The following is a 12,895-nucleotide window of genomic DNA, read 5'->3' on the forward strand; positions in this document are numbered from 1 at the left end:
CTTCGCGCTCGAGCCGGACGTTACGCGAACGTGAGGCCCTCCTCGAGTTTCGCGTACAGCTCCTTCTGCTGGAAGTACGCCGCGGCGCCCAGCAGCGTCGGCGCCCAGAGGCCGACGAACAGGCCGGCGACCCTGTCCTCCTTGAGGTAGAACAGGTACCACGAGTACGCGACCGACAGCGCGGCCATCACCGACACGGGATCCCCGGACGACATCGGGGTGTCCTCGAGGGCGTTCGATTCGCCGCGTTCGGCGTCGTCGGCTTCGGTTAGCGACGTCATGCACTCGCCGGACGCTGCGGCAACGGTTGACACTGCGGCCGTCCATTTCAGGGCTCGAGCGGAGATCGCCGGACTGCGGGGCGACGCGAGAGGGCAAAGCGGAACCCGACATTCCTTTACTTCCCCCCTGAATACGGGCGGGTATGTTCCTCTCCCTACGCGCGGAGGTCGAGAGCGCCCTCGAGACGGCGCTCTCGACGCTCGACTATCCGACCGACGATCTCGGGATCGAAGAACCGCCCGAGGACGTCGACAGCGTCCTCGCCTCGAGCGTGGCCTTCCGGCTGGCCGGCGAGGCGGGGGCCCCGCCGCCGCAGGTCGCCGCCGAACTCGCTGAAGAGATCGACATCGACGAGCTAACGTACGTCGAGGCGATCGAGACCCAGGGACCGTACCTCAACTTCCTGCCGAGCGAGGCCTACCTCGAGTCCACCCTCGAGAGCGCGACGGCGGCCGACTACGGCGCCCTCGAGGACCGCGGGGAGAGCGTCGTCGTCGAGCACACGAGCGCGAACCCGACGGGACCGGTCCACGTCGGGCGCGCGCGGAACCCGATCATCGGCGACGCCGTCGCCAACCTGCTCGAGTACGCCGGCTACGACGTCGACCGCCACTACTACGTCAACGACGCGGGCCGCCAGATGGCCGTCTTCACCTGGGCCTACGAAACGTTCGACGAGTCGGACTTGGAGAGCGAGCCCGAGCGGGACCGCCCGGAGTACGACCTCGTGCGCTACTACCGGAAGGGCAACGCCTTCCTCGAGAACGGCTCCGAGGACGAAGTCGCCGACGCCGAGGCCGAGATCGAGTCGATCATGCAGGGTCTCGAGGAAGGCGACGACGAGGCCTACGAGCGGGTCAGCGAGGTCGTCGATCAGGTGCTGGGTGGGATGACGGAGTGTCTGGCCCGCCTGCCCGCGGAGTTCGACGAGTTCGTCAAGGAGACGCGGTTCATGCGCAACGGCGACACCGACGAGCTCGTCGCGCGGCTCAAGGAGCTCGACGAAGCCGTCTACGAGAACGAGGCCTGGCAGCTCGAGCTCGACGAGTACGGGATCGACAAGAACCTCGTCTTCCTGCGGGCCGACGGCACCTCGCTGTACCCCACCCGGGACCTGGCCCACCACGAGTGGAAGTTCGACAACTACGATCGCGCGGTAACCGTGCTGGGCGAGGACCACAAGCTCCAGGCCCGCCAGCTCCGGACCACCCTCGAGCTGCTCGGTAACGACACCGACCCGCTCCGGCAGGTGCTGTACTCCTACGTCAACCTCCCGGAGGGGAAGATGTCGACGCGGCGGGGTACGGGCGTGGATCTAGACGACCTGCTCGACGAGGCCGTCGACCGCGCCCGCGAGGAGGTCGAAGAGCGCCTCGACGACCGCATCCGCGACGACGACCTCGACGACGAGGACGTCGAACGCATCGCCCACCAGGTCGGGATCGGTGCAGTTCGGTACGACATCGTCTCGAAACAGCCCGCGAAGGCGATCACCTTCGAGTGGGAGCAGGCGCTGGACTTCGAGGCCCAGTCCGCCCCGTACGTGCAGTACGTCCACGCGCGCTGTTGTGGCATCCTCGAGGAGGCTGGACTCGATCCCGAGACGGCACTGGCCGACCAGGACCTCGACCTCGAGTCCGCGGCCGACGCCGACCTGCTCGAGACCCCCGCAGAACGGGAGTTGCTCGAGACGATCGCCCGGTTTCCGGCGGTCGTCGAGGAAGCCGCCGACGACCTGGAGCCCCACCAGGTCGCGACCTACACCCGCGAGTTCGCCGACCGGTTCAACGCCTTCTACCGGGAGTGTCCCGTCCTCGCCGAGGACGTCGATCCCGAGGTCCGGGAGGCCCGCCTCGCGCTCGTGGCGGCCTCGAGGCACGCGGTCGCGAACGCCCTCTCGATCCTGGGCGTCGAGGCACCGCGCTCGATGTAGACGGCGCGATCGATCGGGTTCGGCGGCTCGCTGGCCGCGTGACCCATCGACGGACGTCGCGCGTGTCAAAGGATACTTAGCCACAGCTCCGTTGTGTACCGACAATGAGCCAGGAGGCCGAGCAGGAGCAATCCGACCGGAAGAAGTACGAGTTCCGGAAGGTCATCGAGGATCTCAAGGACTTCGACGGCTCCGGCACGCAGCTCGTCTCGATCTACATCCCCGAGGACCGCCAGATCAGCGACGTCGTCCAACACGTCACGCAGGAACACAGCGAGGCGGCCAACATCAAGTCCAAGCAGACCCGGACGGCCGTCCAGGACGCGCTGACCAGCATCAAGGACCGACTGCGGTACTACGACACCTATCCGCCAGACAACGGCATGGTGTTGTTCTCGGGCGCCGTCGACTCCGGCGGCGGCCGGACCGAGATGGTCACGAAGGTCTTAGAGAGTCCGCCCCAGCCCGTCGAGTCGTTCCGCTACCACTGCGATTCGGACTTCCTCATCGAACCGCTCGAGGAGATGATGGCCGACAAGGGCCTGTACGGGCTGATCGTTCTCGATCGCCGCGAGGCCAACGTCGGCTGGCTGAAGGGCAAACGCGTCGAGGCGGTCAAGTCCGCCTCCTCGCTGGTGCCGGGCAAGCAGCGCAAGGGTGGCCAGTCCGCACAGCGGTTCGCCCGGCTGCGCCTCGAGGCGATCGACAACTTCTACCAGGAGGTCGCCGGGATGGCAAACGATCTGTTCGTGCCCAAACGACACGAGTTAGACGGCATCCTCGTCGGCGGGCCCTCGCCGACCAAAGACGAGTTCCTCGACGGCGACTACCTCCACCACGAGATCCAGGACAACGTGATCGGGAAGTTCGACGTCGCCTACACCGACGAGTCCGGCCTGAAGGACCTCGTCGACAACGCCGAGGACGCCCTGGCCGACGCCGAGGTGATGAAGGACAAAAAGCAGATGGAGGAGTTCTTCGAGGAGCTCAACGCGGGCGAGCTCGCCACGTACGGGTTCGAACAGACCCGGCGCAACCTGATGATGGGCGCGGTCGACCGTCTGCTGATCAGCGAGGACCTCCGGAAGGACGTCGTCATCTACGACTGTCCGGAGTGTGGCAACACCGATCGCGAGGTGATCGATCGGCGCAAGTCGACGCCCGACCACACCTGCAGCGACTGCGGCAGCGAGGTCGAGGCCACCGAGGAGGACCGCGAGGACGCCATCGACCACCTCATCGAGATCGCCGAACAACGCGGCACCGAGACGAAGTTCATCTCGACGGACTTCGAGAAGGGCGAACAGCTGTACAACGCCTTCGGCGGGTTCGCCGGCATTCTGCGGTACAGCACCGGCGTCTAGAGCCGCGATTGGCGGCCTCCGGGCAAACTCTGCAATCGAAGTCCTCTTTTGGCGGAGCTTACACCCCGATAAACCCGCGATTGCTCGCGGAACGGCCACGATCGCTTATCGCTCCGGCGGAACGGTATCGCCTACTATGTGGTGGGGGAGACAGCCACGACGGCGCGTCCTCGCCGGGATCGCGGCCGGAACGGCGCTCGCGACGACGGGTGCGGTCGGCTCGGAATCGGCCGTCGATCCCCGCATCCTGGAGACGACCGCACCAGTCGCGGCCGGCGATCGGATCGAGGTGAGAGGAGTGCTCGAGAGCGCCGCAGCGACGACCGTCGACGTTCGCCTCGTCGTCGGGCGCGATCCCGAGAGTGTGGCGGAACGGACCGTCGAGCTCGAGGCCGACGAGCGGGCGTCGATCGCGCTCGGATACGAGACGCCCCGCGTCGCGCGCACCCAGACGTTCCCCGTCCGGCTCGAGACGAGCGGTGGCAGCGACGAGCGCCTCGTTACCGTGGTCGGAACCGACGACGGCGAGAGCGCGGCGATCAGACCGGCGGACGATCGCGTCGCGGTTCGGCCGGACACCGCGGTGCTCTTCGAGGTCGCGGCGGGGCGTCGCCTCGAACCCGGCGACCTCGAGTGGGCCGTCGACGACGCGCTCGCGGGCGACCTCTCGCTGGCGACCGACTACGCGTACGTCACCGGAACGGGCGCCTACCTCGCCGCGCCCGAGGACGTCGGCACCCACCGGATCGGCGTCACCGTTCCGACCGAGTCGGGATCGGCGAGTCACGAGTGGATCCTCGAGGTCGATCCCCGGAGTCGGGGACGGCCGTCGATCGAATCGCTCGACAGCGATCCCGGCGCGGACGCCGCCGTCGGGATCGACGACGCCGTCGAGACCACCCTCGTCGCGCGCGACGACGCGGGCGAGCTCGATCGGGCCGTCTGGATCGAGGGCCAGAACCACACCGTGGTCGGGATCGACGAGCTCGAGGGCGAGCGCGCCGAGACGGCGCTCACCCGAACCGGACCCGGTTGGATGGCCGCGGGGTATCCGACGATGGCCCGGGTCGTCTGCGAGGACGGGCGAACGAGCGAGCTCGTCACCGTCGACGGCCCCGAAATCCGGCCGCCGTTCGGGGTCGATATCGTCGCGACGAACGAGCCCCTCGAGGGCGGCGATCGGCTCGCGGTCCGCGTCGAGGTCACGAACGAGGGCGGGATGATGTTCGTCGGCGACACGACCCAGGAGATCGAACTGCTGGTCGGGACCGATCGGGAACTGGTCGATACGACCACCGTTACGGTTCCGTTCGGGACGACCGAGACGGTCGTCCTCGGCTACGAGACCTACCCCGTCGCCGAGACCGACGTCTTTCCGATTCGAGTCGAGAGCCCCGACGACGCGGCCGAACGGACCGTTGCGGTTCGGGGGATCGACGGGTGAACCTTTTGCCCGTCGCGTGCGAACGAGTAGTATGTCTGGGGATGTCACTGTCGGGGGGCAGTACACGATCGTCGTCGCGCTCGCGAACCCGGGGGCCGTCGAGCAGTTGCTGCGGACGGCCTCGGATCTGGCAGCCCGCCACGACGGTCGGATTCACGCGATCGCCATCGAACACAAGCCCGTCAACTCTCCGTTCTTGCTGTTCTCCGACGAGCACATCTCCGCGGAGTACGCCGAGGACAGCACGCGACTCCTCGAGCGCGCCGAGCGCGTTTCGGCGGTGCCGATCACGACCGACCTCCGGGTCGGCAGCGACGTGCCTGGGGCCATCCGGGACGTCGTCCGCGAGGTCGACGCCAACGCCCTGCTGATGGGTTGGCGCGAGCGAGCGTCGGCCGCGGACGCGGTGCTCGGTACCTCCGTCGACCCCGTCCTACGGCGACCGCCCTGCGACGTGCTGGTCGAGCGGATGGGGACGGTCGCCGACGGCGTCGAACGAGTGCTGGTGCCGACCGTCGGCGGGCCCCACGTCGGGCTCGCCAGCGACGTCGCCGCGGCCATCGCCGCGACCAACGGCGCGACGGTGACCATCCTCTCGGTCGTGACGGGCGAGGGACCGATGGCCGATCCGGACGCCGCACAGGAGAAGGTTCGCCGAACCGCGGCGCAGTTCCCGGACGTTCCCGTCGAGCAGCGGGTCGTCGACGCCCCCGACTCGGCGGCGGGGATCCTCGAGGTCGCGGTCGACCACGACCTGATCGTCCTCGGCGCGACCGGAACCGGGCTGGTCCGCCCGCCGGTGATCGGCTCGGTCGCCGACACGGTCGCCCGCGAAGCCGAGTGTCCCGCCCTCATCGTCAAACACCGCACCGAGTCGCGGCTCGACCGAGTCCTCGAGCGGGTCGGCGACGTTTCCGAGCGGCTGGCGAGAGCCCGCGGCGACGGGCGGCGTCGGTAACCGCCGACTCGAGGGCGGTTCGGTCGGGCGCCGAGGGCCGGCGAGGCGGCCTACTGCCGGAGCGCGGAGACGCAGTTCCAGCAGTAGGTGAACGTCCGGTCGGCGTCGTTTCTGGCTCCGCAGTGGGGACACCGTATCGTCTCCCCGTCGAACTCGAGTTCCGGATCGCCGTCGTCGTCGGACCCGCCCGTGTACTGTTCTGACCCCGGCGAGGATCCGGATCGAGACTGGTTGGGGCCGGGGTCGGCGACCGACGGGGACCGCACGCCGTCCCCGTCCTCGCGACGAACGTACGCGTAGTACAGTACCAGATGAAGAAGGGCGAACAGCGCCACGTAGCCGACGAGCCAGCCCCAGAGCTCCATCGCCGTGTGATACGGTCTCAATACACTTGGGTATTCCTTACCCAATCGCTCCGTGACAGTGTCCCGCAGCTGAACAAGGGCGGCTCCCGACTCCCCGTTTCCGGCGCGGACGGCGGGGCCGACCGCTACTGGGGCGGACGGAGATCCCGCTGGAACTCGTCGAAGACCTCGAGGTCCTCGGGGAGGTCGTACTCGAAGTGGCGCTGTTGCTGACGGTTGACGCCGGCCTCCTCGATGGGTGCCGCGACGTCCTCCCAGCCCGGTTTGATCTTGACGCTTTTGGCGGGCATGCCGACGGCGATGTGGTGGGCGGGGATGTCGTGCTGGACGACTCCGCGGGCGCCGACGATGGCGTTCTCGCCGACCCTGTTGCCCGCCTGAACCATCGAGTCGTAGGTCAGCCTGACGTCGTCCTCGACGATCGTGTGGTAGTTGCGGACCTCGGTCTGGTCGACGACGTCGTGGTCGTGGCTGTAGACGTGGACGCCGTCGGAGATCGAGACGCGGTCGCCGATCGTCAGCTTCCCGCGGTCGTCGAGGTGGACGTCGTCGTGGACGACGGTGTTGTCCCCGATCGTAATGTTGTGACCGTACGTGAACGTCACGCCCTTGAAGAACCGGCAGTTCTCGCCACACTCCTCGAAGAGGTGGTCGGCGAGCATCCGCCGAAACCGAAGCGCGAACTCGACGTTGTCCGCGATCGGCAGGCTGTCGAACTGGCGCCAGAGCCACTGGATGTGCTTCGAGTGGCGGAACCGTTCCTCGTCCTTCTCGGCGTAGTACTCGCTTTCGAGGGTGGTGTTACACGGGTCGTAGCTCTGCAGGCGAACCCGCTCGGCGGGGGTCATCGACTCGCCGTTTTGCCAGCGTTCGTAGGCTTCCCGGTCTCCCGAGAGATCGATCAGCACGTCCTCGACGACCGAACAGGTGTCCTCCTCGCTCGAGAGGCGCCGATCGACCTCGTCGATGAACTCGCGCATTCCTGCTTCCGCCTCGTCGGGAAGCGAGACGTCCCGCTTTGTCATACCGTTCCGTTTTGCCCGCGAGGTGATATGAGTTCGGTTGTCGGCTCGAGTCCCACCGAACCCGCGACCCGGCGGCCAACGGCGGCGGACGCCGCGATGTCGATCGAGCGAACGCGCCGTGCGGGACGATAGGTAGCTTGTTGTACGGGACGGTCCCACGACCGGTATGATCCTCGCGACCGCACGGCGGGTGATCGGTCGGTGACGTCGATCGCGCTCCTCGAGCGGATCGGACGGTTCACCAGCAAGTACTTCGTCGTCTGGGTGCTGATCGGCTCGGCCGCCGCGTTGTACGCGCCGCCGGCGTTCGTTCCGATCGGGAACTACATCTCGCCGCTGCTGGGCGTCGTCATGCTCGGAATGGGGCTGACGCTGACCCTCGAGGACTTCCGGCGGATCGCCGCGCGGCCGCGGGACGTGCTCGTCGGCGCGGCCGCCCAGTGGACGGTGATGCCCGTACTCGCCGTCGCGCTCGTCGCCGCGCTCGGTCTGCCCCGAGAGATCGGGGTCGGACTGATCCTCGTCGGGGCCGCACCCGGCGGGACCGCCTCGAACGTGATGACCTACCTCGGCCGCGGGGACGTCGCACTCTCAGTGACGATCACGGCGGTGACGACCGTCGCGGCGCCGATTGTGATGCCGGCGTGGGTCGTCGCGCTCGCCGGGGAGTCGATCACCGTCACGTTCGCCGAGATGGCCCGGCAGATCGTCCTGATCGTCCTGATTCCCGTCGTCGCGGGGCTGGGGCTCCGGTACGCCCTCGAGCGGACGGCGCCGTCGGTCGCCCGGGTCGGGCTCTCGGTGTTTCCCGCGATCAGCGCGCTCACGATCGCCGCGATCGTCGCCGCGATCGTCGCGCTCAACGTCGGCGAGATCCGCGCCGCGAGCGCGCTCGTCCTCCTCGCGGTCGTCGTCCACAACGGGCTGGGTCTGGCCGGCGGCTACGGCGTCGGCCGGCTCGCCGGGATGCCCGAGGCGCGGGCCCGGGCCTGCGCGTTCGAGGTCGGTCTCCAGAACAGCGGGCTCGCGGTCGCCCTCGCGGTCGCCTTCTTCGATCCCGTCGCCGCGCTGATTCCGGCGCTGTTCAGCGTCTGGCACAACGTCTCCGGCTCCGTCCTCGCGACGCTGTTCACGCGGGTCGACGACGCGGACGGCCCCCGGTACGAGGCCACGGCGGCCGACGACTGAGTCTCAGTTCGAGAGCGCGCGCTCGACGGCCTCGGCGACGCCGAGAGCTTTCTCCCCCAGCGGCGCCGCGACGAGGCCGTCGTCGATCGCGTCCTCGAGTTCCTCGCGGTCGACGATCTCGACCCCGCCGTCGGGGGTGCGGATCACGTCGACGTAGAGGTCGACGTAGCGCACGCCGTCCGGAAACAGCTCGAGGGGCGTACAGACGTTGACGTAGGTCCCCTTCGTCGTCCCCTCGTCGTCCCGGTAGGTCGTCGGGTACCACCACCGCCCCTCGCGGAACTTCGTCACCGCGACGTCGCCCGCTTCCTTGGGAACGCCGAGCGCGTCGTAGGTGCCGCCCCCGCGCATCGAGCGCTCGAGGGTGATCGTCCCCTCCGGATCCCGGTCGGTGACGTCGCCGTAGCCCAGCGAGATCAGGCGGCCGTCGGGTTTCCCGTGACCGATCTCGAGGCGGTCGCCCTCGAGCGGGCCGAACTGCTGGGAGACGGCGTCGAAGGGGAACTCGCCGCCGAACCCGTTGCCCGCGGAACCGCAGACGGCTTCGGCGAAGTCGACCGCCGCGCTCGCGGCCCGGTCCGTCGCTTTGGTCCGGTGGTGGCCGGGCATCGTCGACTCGACCTCGCGGCGGTGCTCGTCGAGCGCGAAGCGGGACTCGCGGCCGAACCAGAGCCAGCGGGTTTCTTCGGGTGCCGCCAGCCGGCTCGGTGAGCCGGGTTCCTCGGGGGCGTCGGACAGCGCCGCCTCGAGCGCGCGAGCCCGCTCGACCGCGTCCTCGAGAGCGGTGCCCATCGCCTCGAGGTCCGCGTCGGCGGCCGGGCGGTGCCAGCGCACCCCCCATCCCTCGGGAACGTCGACCGAGAGGAGGTTGGTCATCCCGACCAGCTCCTCGGCTCGCTCGCCGGACAGGCTCGCGGAGACGCCGCTGCGGGCCCGCGAGAGCGTACAGAGCCCGCCCGCGGCCTCGAGCGCGGGCGCGACCCGCGGGTGGTCGTCGTCCCAGGGCGGGGTCGGCTCGCGCACCTGCACGCGGTAGCGGTCGCCCGCGTCGACGTAGTCGTCGGCGTCGTCGTACGCGAGGTAGCCCCGACGACCGCCGCCCAGATCGACGACGGCGCCGCCCCCGCCGTCGGCCTCGAGCACTTCCGCGTCGAAGACCGCCCCGCGGGGGGCGTCGTCGTCCCAGTAAAACGTGTCGACGGCGAGGTTCTCGAGGCGCGAGGCGGCCGTCGCCACCGCGTCGGAGTCGCCCGACACCTCGACGCCCTGTCGGTCGCGGGTCGTCTCGAGCGAGACGTCGGCGGGCGCGGCCGCGAACGACTCCGCCTCGAAGCGTTCGCGGATCGGGTCGGAAGCCTGGACGACCTCGAGGCCGTCGCCGTTCAGCAGTTGCGTCAGCGCCGTCGCGTAGATCCCCCGAACGCGCGCGGTCGTCATCGTCGACCCTCCGTCGGCGGCGAGGGGGCGCGCTCCTCGGAACGCGCGAGCGGTGGAGCGATCGCCGACACGGCGATCACCGCAGCGTCTCGCGGTCGGGCGCGAACCGGACCCGGTCGTGGATCGTCGGCCCGAGCGTCAACTCGACCGAGCCGTCCGAGAGGACGCGGCCGTCCTCGACGTAGACGCCCCACGTATCGAACCGCAGCCACCCGCGCATCTCGTCGGCGTGGGTCGTCAGGTCCAGCGAGTCGACCGTGTGCTCGGGATAGTCGGCGCTCGAGTGAGCCATCTCCATATCGGAGTACACCACGTCGTGAGCGTCGAAGAAGGCCTCGAGCGCGTCGGCATCCTCCTCGACGGCCGCGACGACGGCCTCGGAGGCGGCCCGGAGCTCGTCGGTCTCGAGGCCGACCTCGCGAAGCGCCCGCTGCGTTCGCTGATCGAAGTGCATGCGGGGACGTTGGCACGACGCCCCCTTGTGCGTTCGGTTCGTCGGTCGCTCCGCCGTACGGTCTGCTGTCCGCCAGTCTCGGAGCGTCCGCTGGGCGGCTCGTGTCCCACCAGGAGACGGTGCTTCCGAATCGTTTCAGTCGTCGGCGGCGAGCCCGGTTTCGGCCGGCGACGAGGCGTCGTCGGCGCTCGCGGGCGTCGCCGACTCGGCCGCGTTCTCGGTCGTCTCGTTGGTCTCGTCCTCTGGACCCGGCGGGGCGGTGTAGTGGATACCGCGGCTCGCGTTGTACATCGTGATCCGTTCTCACGATCGAGTACACATAAGCTCGATCCTAATACGGATCATGAGATCTGATATCATACTAGGACTCGCCGTTCCGAACTATTACCGGGCAGGGCGGAGTATCCCGTCGCATGAAACGACGGCGGGACCCGGTCGAACGGGCCAGCGACGAGTCGAGGGATCTCCAGGACGTCTCGACGTGGGAGCCGCGAAACGCGCTCGATCGGTTCTCGGTGGCGACGTACAACGGGATCGCGTACGGATTTCGCGCGATTGTCATCGGGGTCGCGCTCGCGATCACGGCCTTCCTGCTCGTCCAGCCGAGCGTGCTCGTGCTCGAGGATCCGTGGCTGGCCCTCTTTTTCGGGCTCTCGGTGGTGCCGGCGGCCCTGCTTGCGGCGTTTATCTGGAACTCCGACGTCACGACGAACGAACCCCTCGGGCTGCTCGTGGCGACGTTCGTCCTCGCGATCCTGTTCGCGACGTTCGCGGCCGTCGTCAACTCCGTCGCCAGGCCCTACTTCCAGCTGCTCGGGGGGATCGGGACGATCCTCTTTTTCTACCTGATCGTCGGCCCCGTCGAGGAGACGGTCAAGCTCCTCGCGGTTCGGGTCTTTGCCTTTCGAAGCACCACGTTCGACGCCGTCATCGACGGCGCCGTCTACGGGGCGATCGCCGGCCTCGGCTTCGCCGCCATCGAGAACACGATCTACATCACGGGAACCGTCGCGGAGGCCCAGATGGGTACGATCACCGCCGCGACCGGTATCGCGACCCAGCGGGCCCTGGTCGGCCCCGGCCACGTCATCTACTCGGCGATCGCGGGCTACTACCTCGGGCTGGCGAAGTTCAACCGCGAGCACGCCGGCCCGATCGTCGTGAAGGGGCTGTTGCTCGCGGCGTTTGTCCACGGCACGTACAACGTCACCGTCGGGATCGTCCCCGACGTCGTCGCCTCGCTGTACCCGATCGGGTTCGGGCTCGCGTTCGTGACCTACGTGATCGTCTTCGATCTGACGGTCGGCTACTACCTCTACAGAAAGATCGCCCGCTACCGGCGGACGTACCGCGACGTTCGGGGCGACACCGACGAGGCGCCCGCGGCCGAACTGACCGAGTTCGATCCGCCCCGCCGTTCGGAGTGAGGACGCGGGCTACTCGAAGCGGGCCTCGAGCAGCCGTTCGACGTACTTCGCGAGGACGTCGACCTCGAGGTGGACGGGATCGCCGACCGCCTTCTCCGAGAGGCTCGTCAGCTCGTAGGTCGTCGGGATGATCGCGACCGTCACCCGTCCCGTTCCGGCGGTTTCGTCGCCGTCGGCGGCGAGGTCGGCGACGGTGAGGCTGATCCCGTCGAGCGTGATCGAGCCCTTCTCGACGACGTAGCGTTCGTACCCCGCCGGCAGCTCGAACTCGAATACCCAGTCCTCGTCCAGCGATTCGATCCCCGTAACCGTCGCGACCGCGTCGACGTGACCCTGGACGACGTGGCCGTCGAAGCGACCGTCCGCCGGCATCGCGCGCTCGAGATTGACCGCGTCGCCCTCCGCCAGTTCGCCGAGGTAGGTCCGCTCGACGGTCTCGGTCGCCAGGAAGACCTCGAACCACTCCCCGTCCTCGAACCGTTCGACCGTGAGACAGACTCCGCTGACGCTTACGCTCTGGCCGTGCTCGAGCCCGGTCGCGACCTCGTCGGCGCCGATCCGGAGCCGAAGCCCGTCCTCGGTTCGGGTCCGGGCGGCGATCGTCCCGGTCTCCTCGACGATTCCCGTGAACATACCCGAACGTCCGAGCCGACGGATAAAACCGCTCCGAAACGCGGATGCGTCTCGGTTCCGTGACGAGCGACAGCCGCCGCACTTTTGAGGGGACGCTTCGTAGCCGACTCCGATGGGCGGCGTCATCGATACGATCGAGCTCGCGGGCGTGCTCGTCCTCGCGTTACCGGCCGCGCTCGCCGGGCTCGAGTTGCTCCTGGTGCGCGGAGAGACCGCCGTCGGCGCGGTCCTGATCGGGCTGGCGATCGCGCTCGTGATCGTCCAGCGACGGTTCACGCTCCCCTCCGACGTCCCCGCCGCCGCCGCGAAACGGGTGGTCGGGGCCGTACGCGTCGACGGGGACGAGAAAAACGACCGGTAGCCGCGACGAACCGCGCCCGAGATC

14 protein-coding genes are annotated in these 12,895 nt (G+C 68.7%); 7 read left to right on the forward strand and 7 right to left on the reverse strand.

The window, feature by feature from the left end; genetic code table 11:
* Window positions 1–20: 20 nt before the first annotated feature.
* Entirely contained in the window at window positions 21–281 is a 261-nt protein-coding gene (locus tag GWG54_RS06450) for a hypothetical protein (RefSeq protein ID WP_167936997.1), read from the reverse strand.
* 143 nt (window positions 282–424) lie between these two features.
* On the opposite strand from GWG54_RS06450, the gene argS reads away from it, so the two are divergent.
* The 4 genes from argS to GWG54_RS06470 all read left to right on the forward strand — a co-directional run bounded on the left by argS (window position 425) and on the right by GWG54_RS06470 (window position 5,981).
* The gene (argS, locus tag GWG54_RS06455; RefSeq protein ID WP_167936998.1) at window positions 425–2,215 is read left to right on the forward strand and encodes an arginine--tRNA ligase; all 1,791 of its coding nucleotides are present in this window, start codon (window positions 425–427) and stop codon (window positions 2,213–2,215) included.
* A 104-nt stretch (window positions 2,216–2,319) separates the two neighbouring features.
* The gene (gene prf1, locus GWG54_RS06460; protein ID WP_167936999.1) at window positions 2,320–3,579 is read left to right on the forward strand and encodes a peptide chain release factor aRF-1; all 1,260 of its coding nucleotides are present in this window, start codon (window positions 2,320–2,322) and stop codon (window positions 3,577–3,579) included.
* Window positions 3,580–3,715: 136 nt separating this feature from the next.
* Window positions 3,716–5,023, forward strand: coding sequence for a hypothetical protein (locus GWG54_RS06465; RefSeq protein ID WP_167937000.1), 1,308 nt, complete (start codon window positions 3,716–3,718; stop codon window positions 5,021–5,023).
* Between the two features lie 31 nt (window positions 5,024–5,054).
* Entirely contained in the window at window positions 5,055–5,981 is a 927-nt protein-coding gene (locus GWG54_RS06470) for a universal stress protein (protein ID WP_167937001.1), read from the forward strand.
* Between the two features lie 50 nt (window positions 5,982–6,031).
* On the opposite strand, the gene GWG54_RS06475 is transcribed toward GWG54_RS06470, so the two are convergent.
* Together GWG54_RS06475 and GWG54_RS06480 are read right to left on the reverse strand one after the other, a co-directional pair.
* A complete protein-coding gene (locus GWG54_RS06475) occupies window positions 6,032–6,346 on the reverse strand; it encodes a hypothetical protein (protein ID WP_167937002.1) in 315 nt (104 codons plus the stop codon).
* A 125-nt stretch (window positions 6,347–6,471) separates the two neighbouring features.
* A complete protein-coding gene (locus GWG54_RS06480; protein ID WP_167937003.1) occupies window positions 6,472–7,371 on the reverse strand; it encodes an acyltransferase in 900 nt (299 codons plus the stop codon).
* Window positions 7,372–7,572: 201 nt separating this feature from the next.
* Here GWG54_RS06480 and GWG54_RS06485 point away from each other — a divergent pair, with 201 nt between their 5' ends.
* Window positions 7,573–8,559: a bile acid:sodium symporter family protein gene (locus tag GWG54_RS06485; protein ID WP_167937004.1), complete on the forward strand. Its 987-nt coding sequence runs from the start codon at window positions 7,573–7,575 to the stop codon at window positions 8,557–8,559.
* Window positions 8,560–8,562: 3 nt separating this feature from the next.
* On the opposite strand, the gene GWG54_RS06490 is transcribed toward GWG54_RS06485, so the two are convergent.
* From GWG54_RS06490 to GWG54_RS06500, 3 genes are all read right to left on the reverse strand, one after another.
* Complete coding sequence (locus tag GWG54_RS06490; protein WP_167937005.1) at window positions 8,563–9,996, reverse strand: DUF402 domain-containing protein; 1,434 nt, start codon at window positions 9,994–9,996, stop codon at window positions 8,563–8,565.
* A 76-nt stretch (window positions 9,997–10,072) separates the two neighbouring features.
* On the reverse strand, window positions 10,073–10,450 hold the full coding sequence (locus tag GWG54_RS06495) for a hypothetical protein (RefSeq protein ID WP_167937006.1): 378 nt from the start codon (window positions 10,448–10,450) through the stop codon (window positions 10,073–10,075).
* 135 nt (window positions 10,451–10,585) lie between these two features.
* Entirely contained in the window at window positions 10,586–10,741 is a 156-nt protein-coding gene (locus tag GWG54_RS06500; protein ID WP_167937007.1) for a hypothetical protein, read from the reverse strand.
* 122 nt (window positions 10,742–10,863) lie between these two features.
* Here GWG54_RS06500 and GWG54_RS06505 point away from each other — a divergent pair, with 122 nt between their 5' ends.
* Window positions 10,864–11,877: a PrsW family intramembrane metalloprotease gene (locus tag GWG54_RS06505; protein ID WP_167937008.1), complete on the forward strand. Its 1,014-nt coding sequence runs from the start codon at window positions 10,864–10,866 to the stop codon at window positions 11,875–11,877.
* A gap of 9 nt (window positions 11,878–11,886) precedes the next feature.
* On the opposite strand, the gene GWG54_RS06510 is transcribed toward GWG54_RS06505, so the two are convergent.
* A complete protein-coding gene (locus GWG54_RS06510) occupies window positions 11,887–12,510 on the reverse strand; it encodes a riboflavin synthase (RefSeq protein ID WP_167937009.1) in 624 nt (207 codons plus the stop codon).
* A gap of 112 nt (window positions 12,511–12,622) precedes the next feature.
* Here GWG54_RS06510 and GWG54_RS06515 point away from each other — a divergent pair, with 112 nt between their 5' ends.
* Window positions 12,623–12,871 carry a hypothetical protein gene (locus GWG54_RS06515; RefSeq protein WP_167937010.1) on the forward strand — a complete coding sequence of 83 codons (249 nt, stop codon included), beginning with the start codon at window positions 12,623–12,625 and terminating at the stop codon, window positions 12,869–12,871.
* Window positions 12,872–12,895: the final 24 nt, after the last annotated feature.

The sequence above is a fragment of the Natronococcus sp. JC468 genome (assembly GCF_012163165.1).
Classification (GTDB): domain Archaea; phylum Halobacteriota; class Halobacteria; order Halobacteriales; family Natrialbaceae; genus Natronococcus; species Natronococcus jeotgali.

Excerpts from the sequence above, each read along its gene's own strand:
- GWG54_RS06500 (WP_167937007.1), bottom strand. The coding sequence starts at position 10,741 with ATGTACAACGCGAGCCGCGGTATCCACTACACCGCCCCGCCGGGTCCA.
- GWG54_RS06510 (WP_167937009.1), bottom strand. The coding sequence starts at position 12,510 with ATGTTCACGGGAATCGTCGAGGAGACCGGGACGATCGCCGCCCGGACC.
- argS (WP_167936998.1), top strand. The coding sequence starts at position 425 with ATGTTCCTCTCCCTACGCGCGGAGGTCGAGAGCGCCCTCGAGACGGCG.
- GWG54_RS06465 (WP_167937000.1), top strand. The coding sequence starts at position 3,716 with ATGTGGTGGGGGAGACAGCCACGACGGCGCGTCCTCGCCGGGATCGCG.
- GWG54_RS06505 (WP_167937008.1), top strand. The coding sequence starts at position 10,864 with ATGAAACGACGGCGGGACCCGGTCGAACGGGCCAGCGACGAGTCGAGG.
- GWG54_RS06475 (WP_167937002.1), bottom strand. The coding sequence starts at position 6,346 with ATGGAGCTCTGGGGCTGGCTCGTCGGCTACGTGGCGCTGTTCGCCCTT.
- GWG54_RS06495 (WP_167937006.1), bottom strand. The coding sequence starts at position 10,450 with ATGCACTTCGATCAGCGAACGCAGCGGGCGCTTCGCGAGGTCGGCCTC.
- GWG54_RS06490 (WP_167937005.1), bottom strand. The coding sequence starts at position 9,996 with ATGACGACCGCGCGCGTTCGGGGGATCTACGCGACGGCGCTGACGCAA.
- GWG54_RS06470 (WP_167937001.1), top strand. The coding sequence starts at position 5,055 with ATGTCTGGGGATGTCACTGTCGGGGGGCAGTACACGATCGTCGTCGCG.
- GWG54_RS06450 (WP_167936997.1), bottom strand. The coding sequence starts at position 281 with ATGACGTCGCTAACCGAAGCCGACGACGCCGAACGCGGCGAATCGAAC.
- GWG54_RS06480 (WP_167937003.1), bottom strand. The coding sequence starts at position 7,371 with ATGACAAAGCGGGACGTCTCGCTTCCCGACGAGGCGGAAGCAGGAATG.
- GWG54_RS06515 (WP_167937010.1), top strand. The coding sequence starts at position 12,623 with ATGGGCGGCGTCATCGATACGATCGAGCTCGCGGGCGTGCTCGTCCTC.
- prf1 (WP_167936999.1), top strand. The coding sequence starts at position 2,320 with ATGAGCCAGGAGGCCGAGCAGGAGCAATCCGACCGGAAGAAGTACGAG.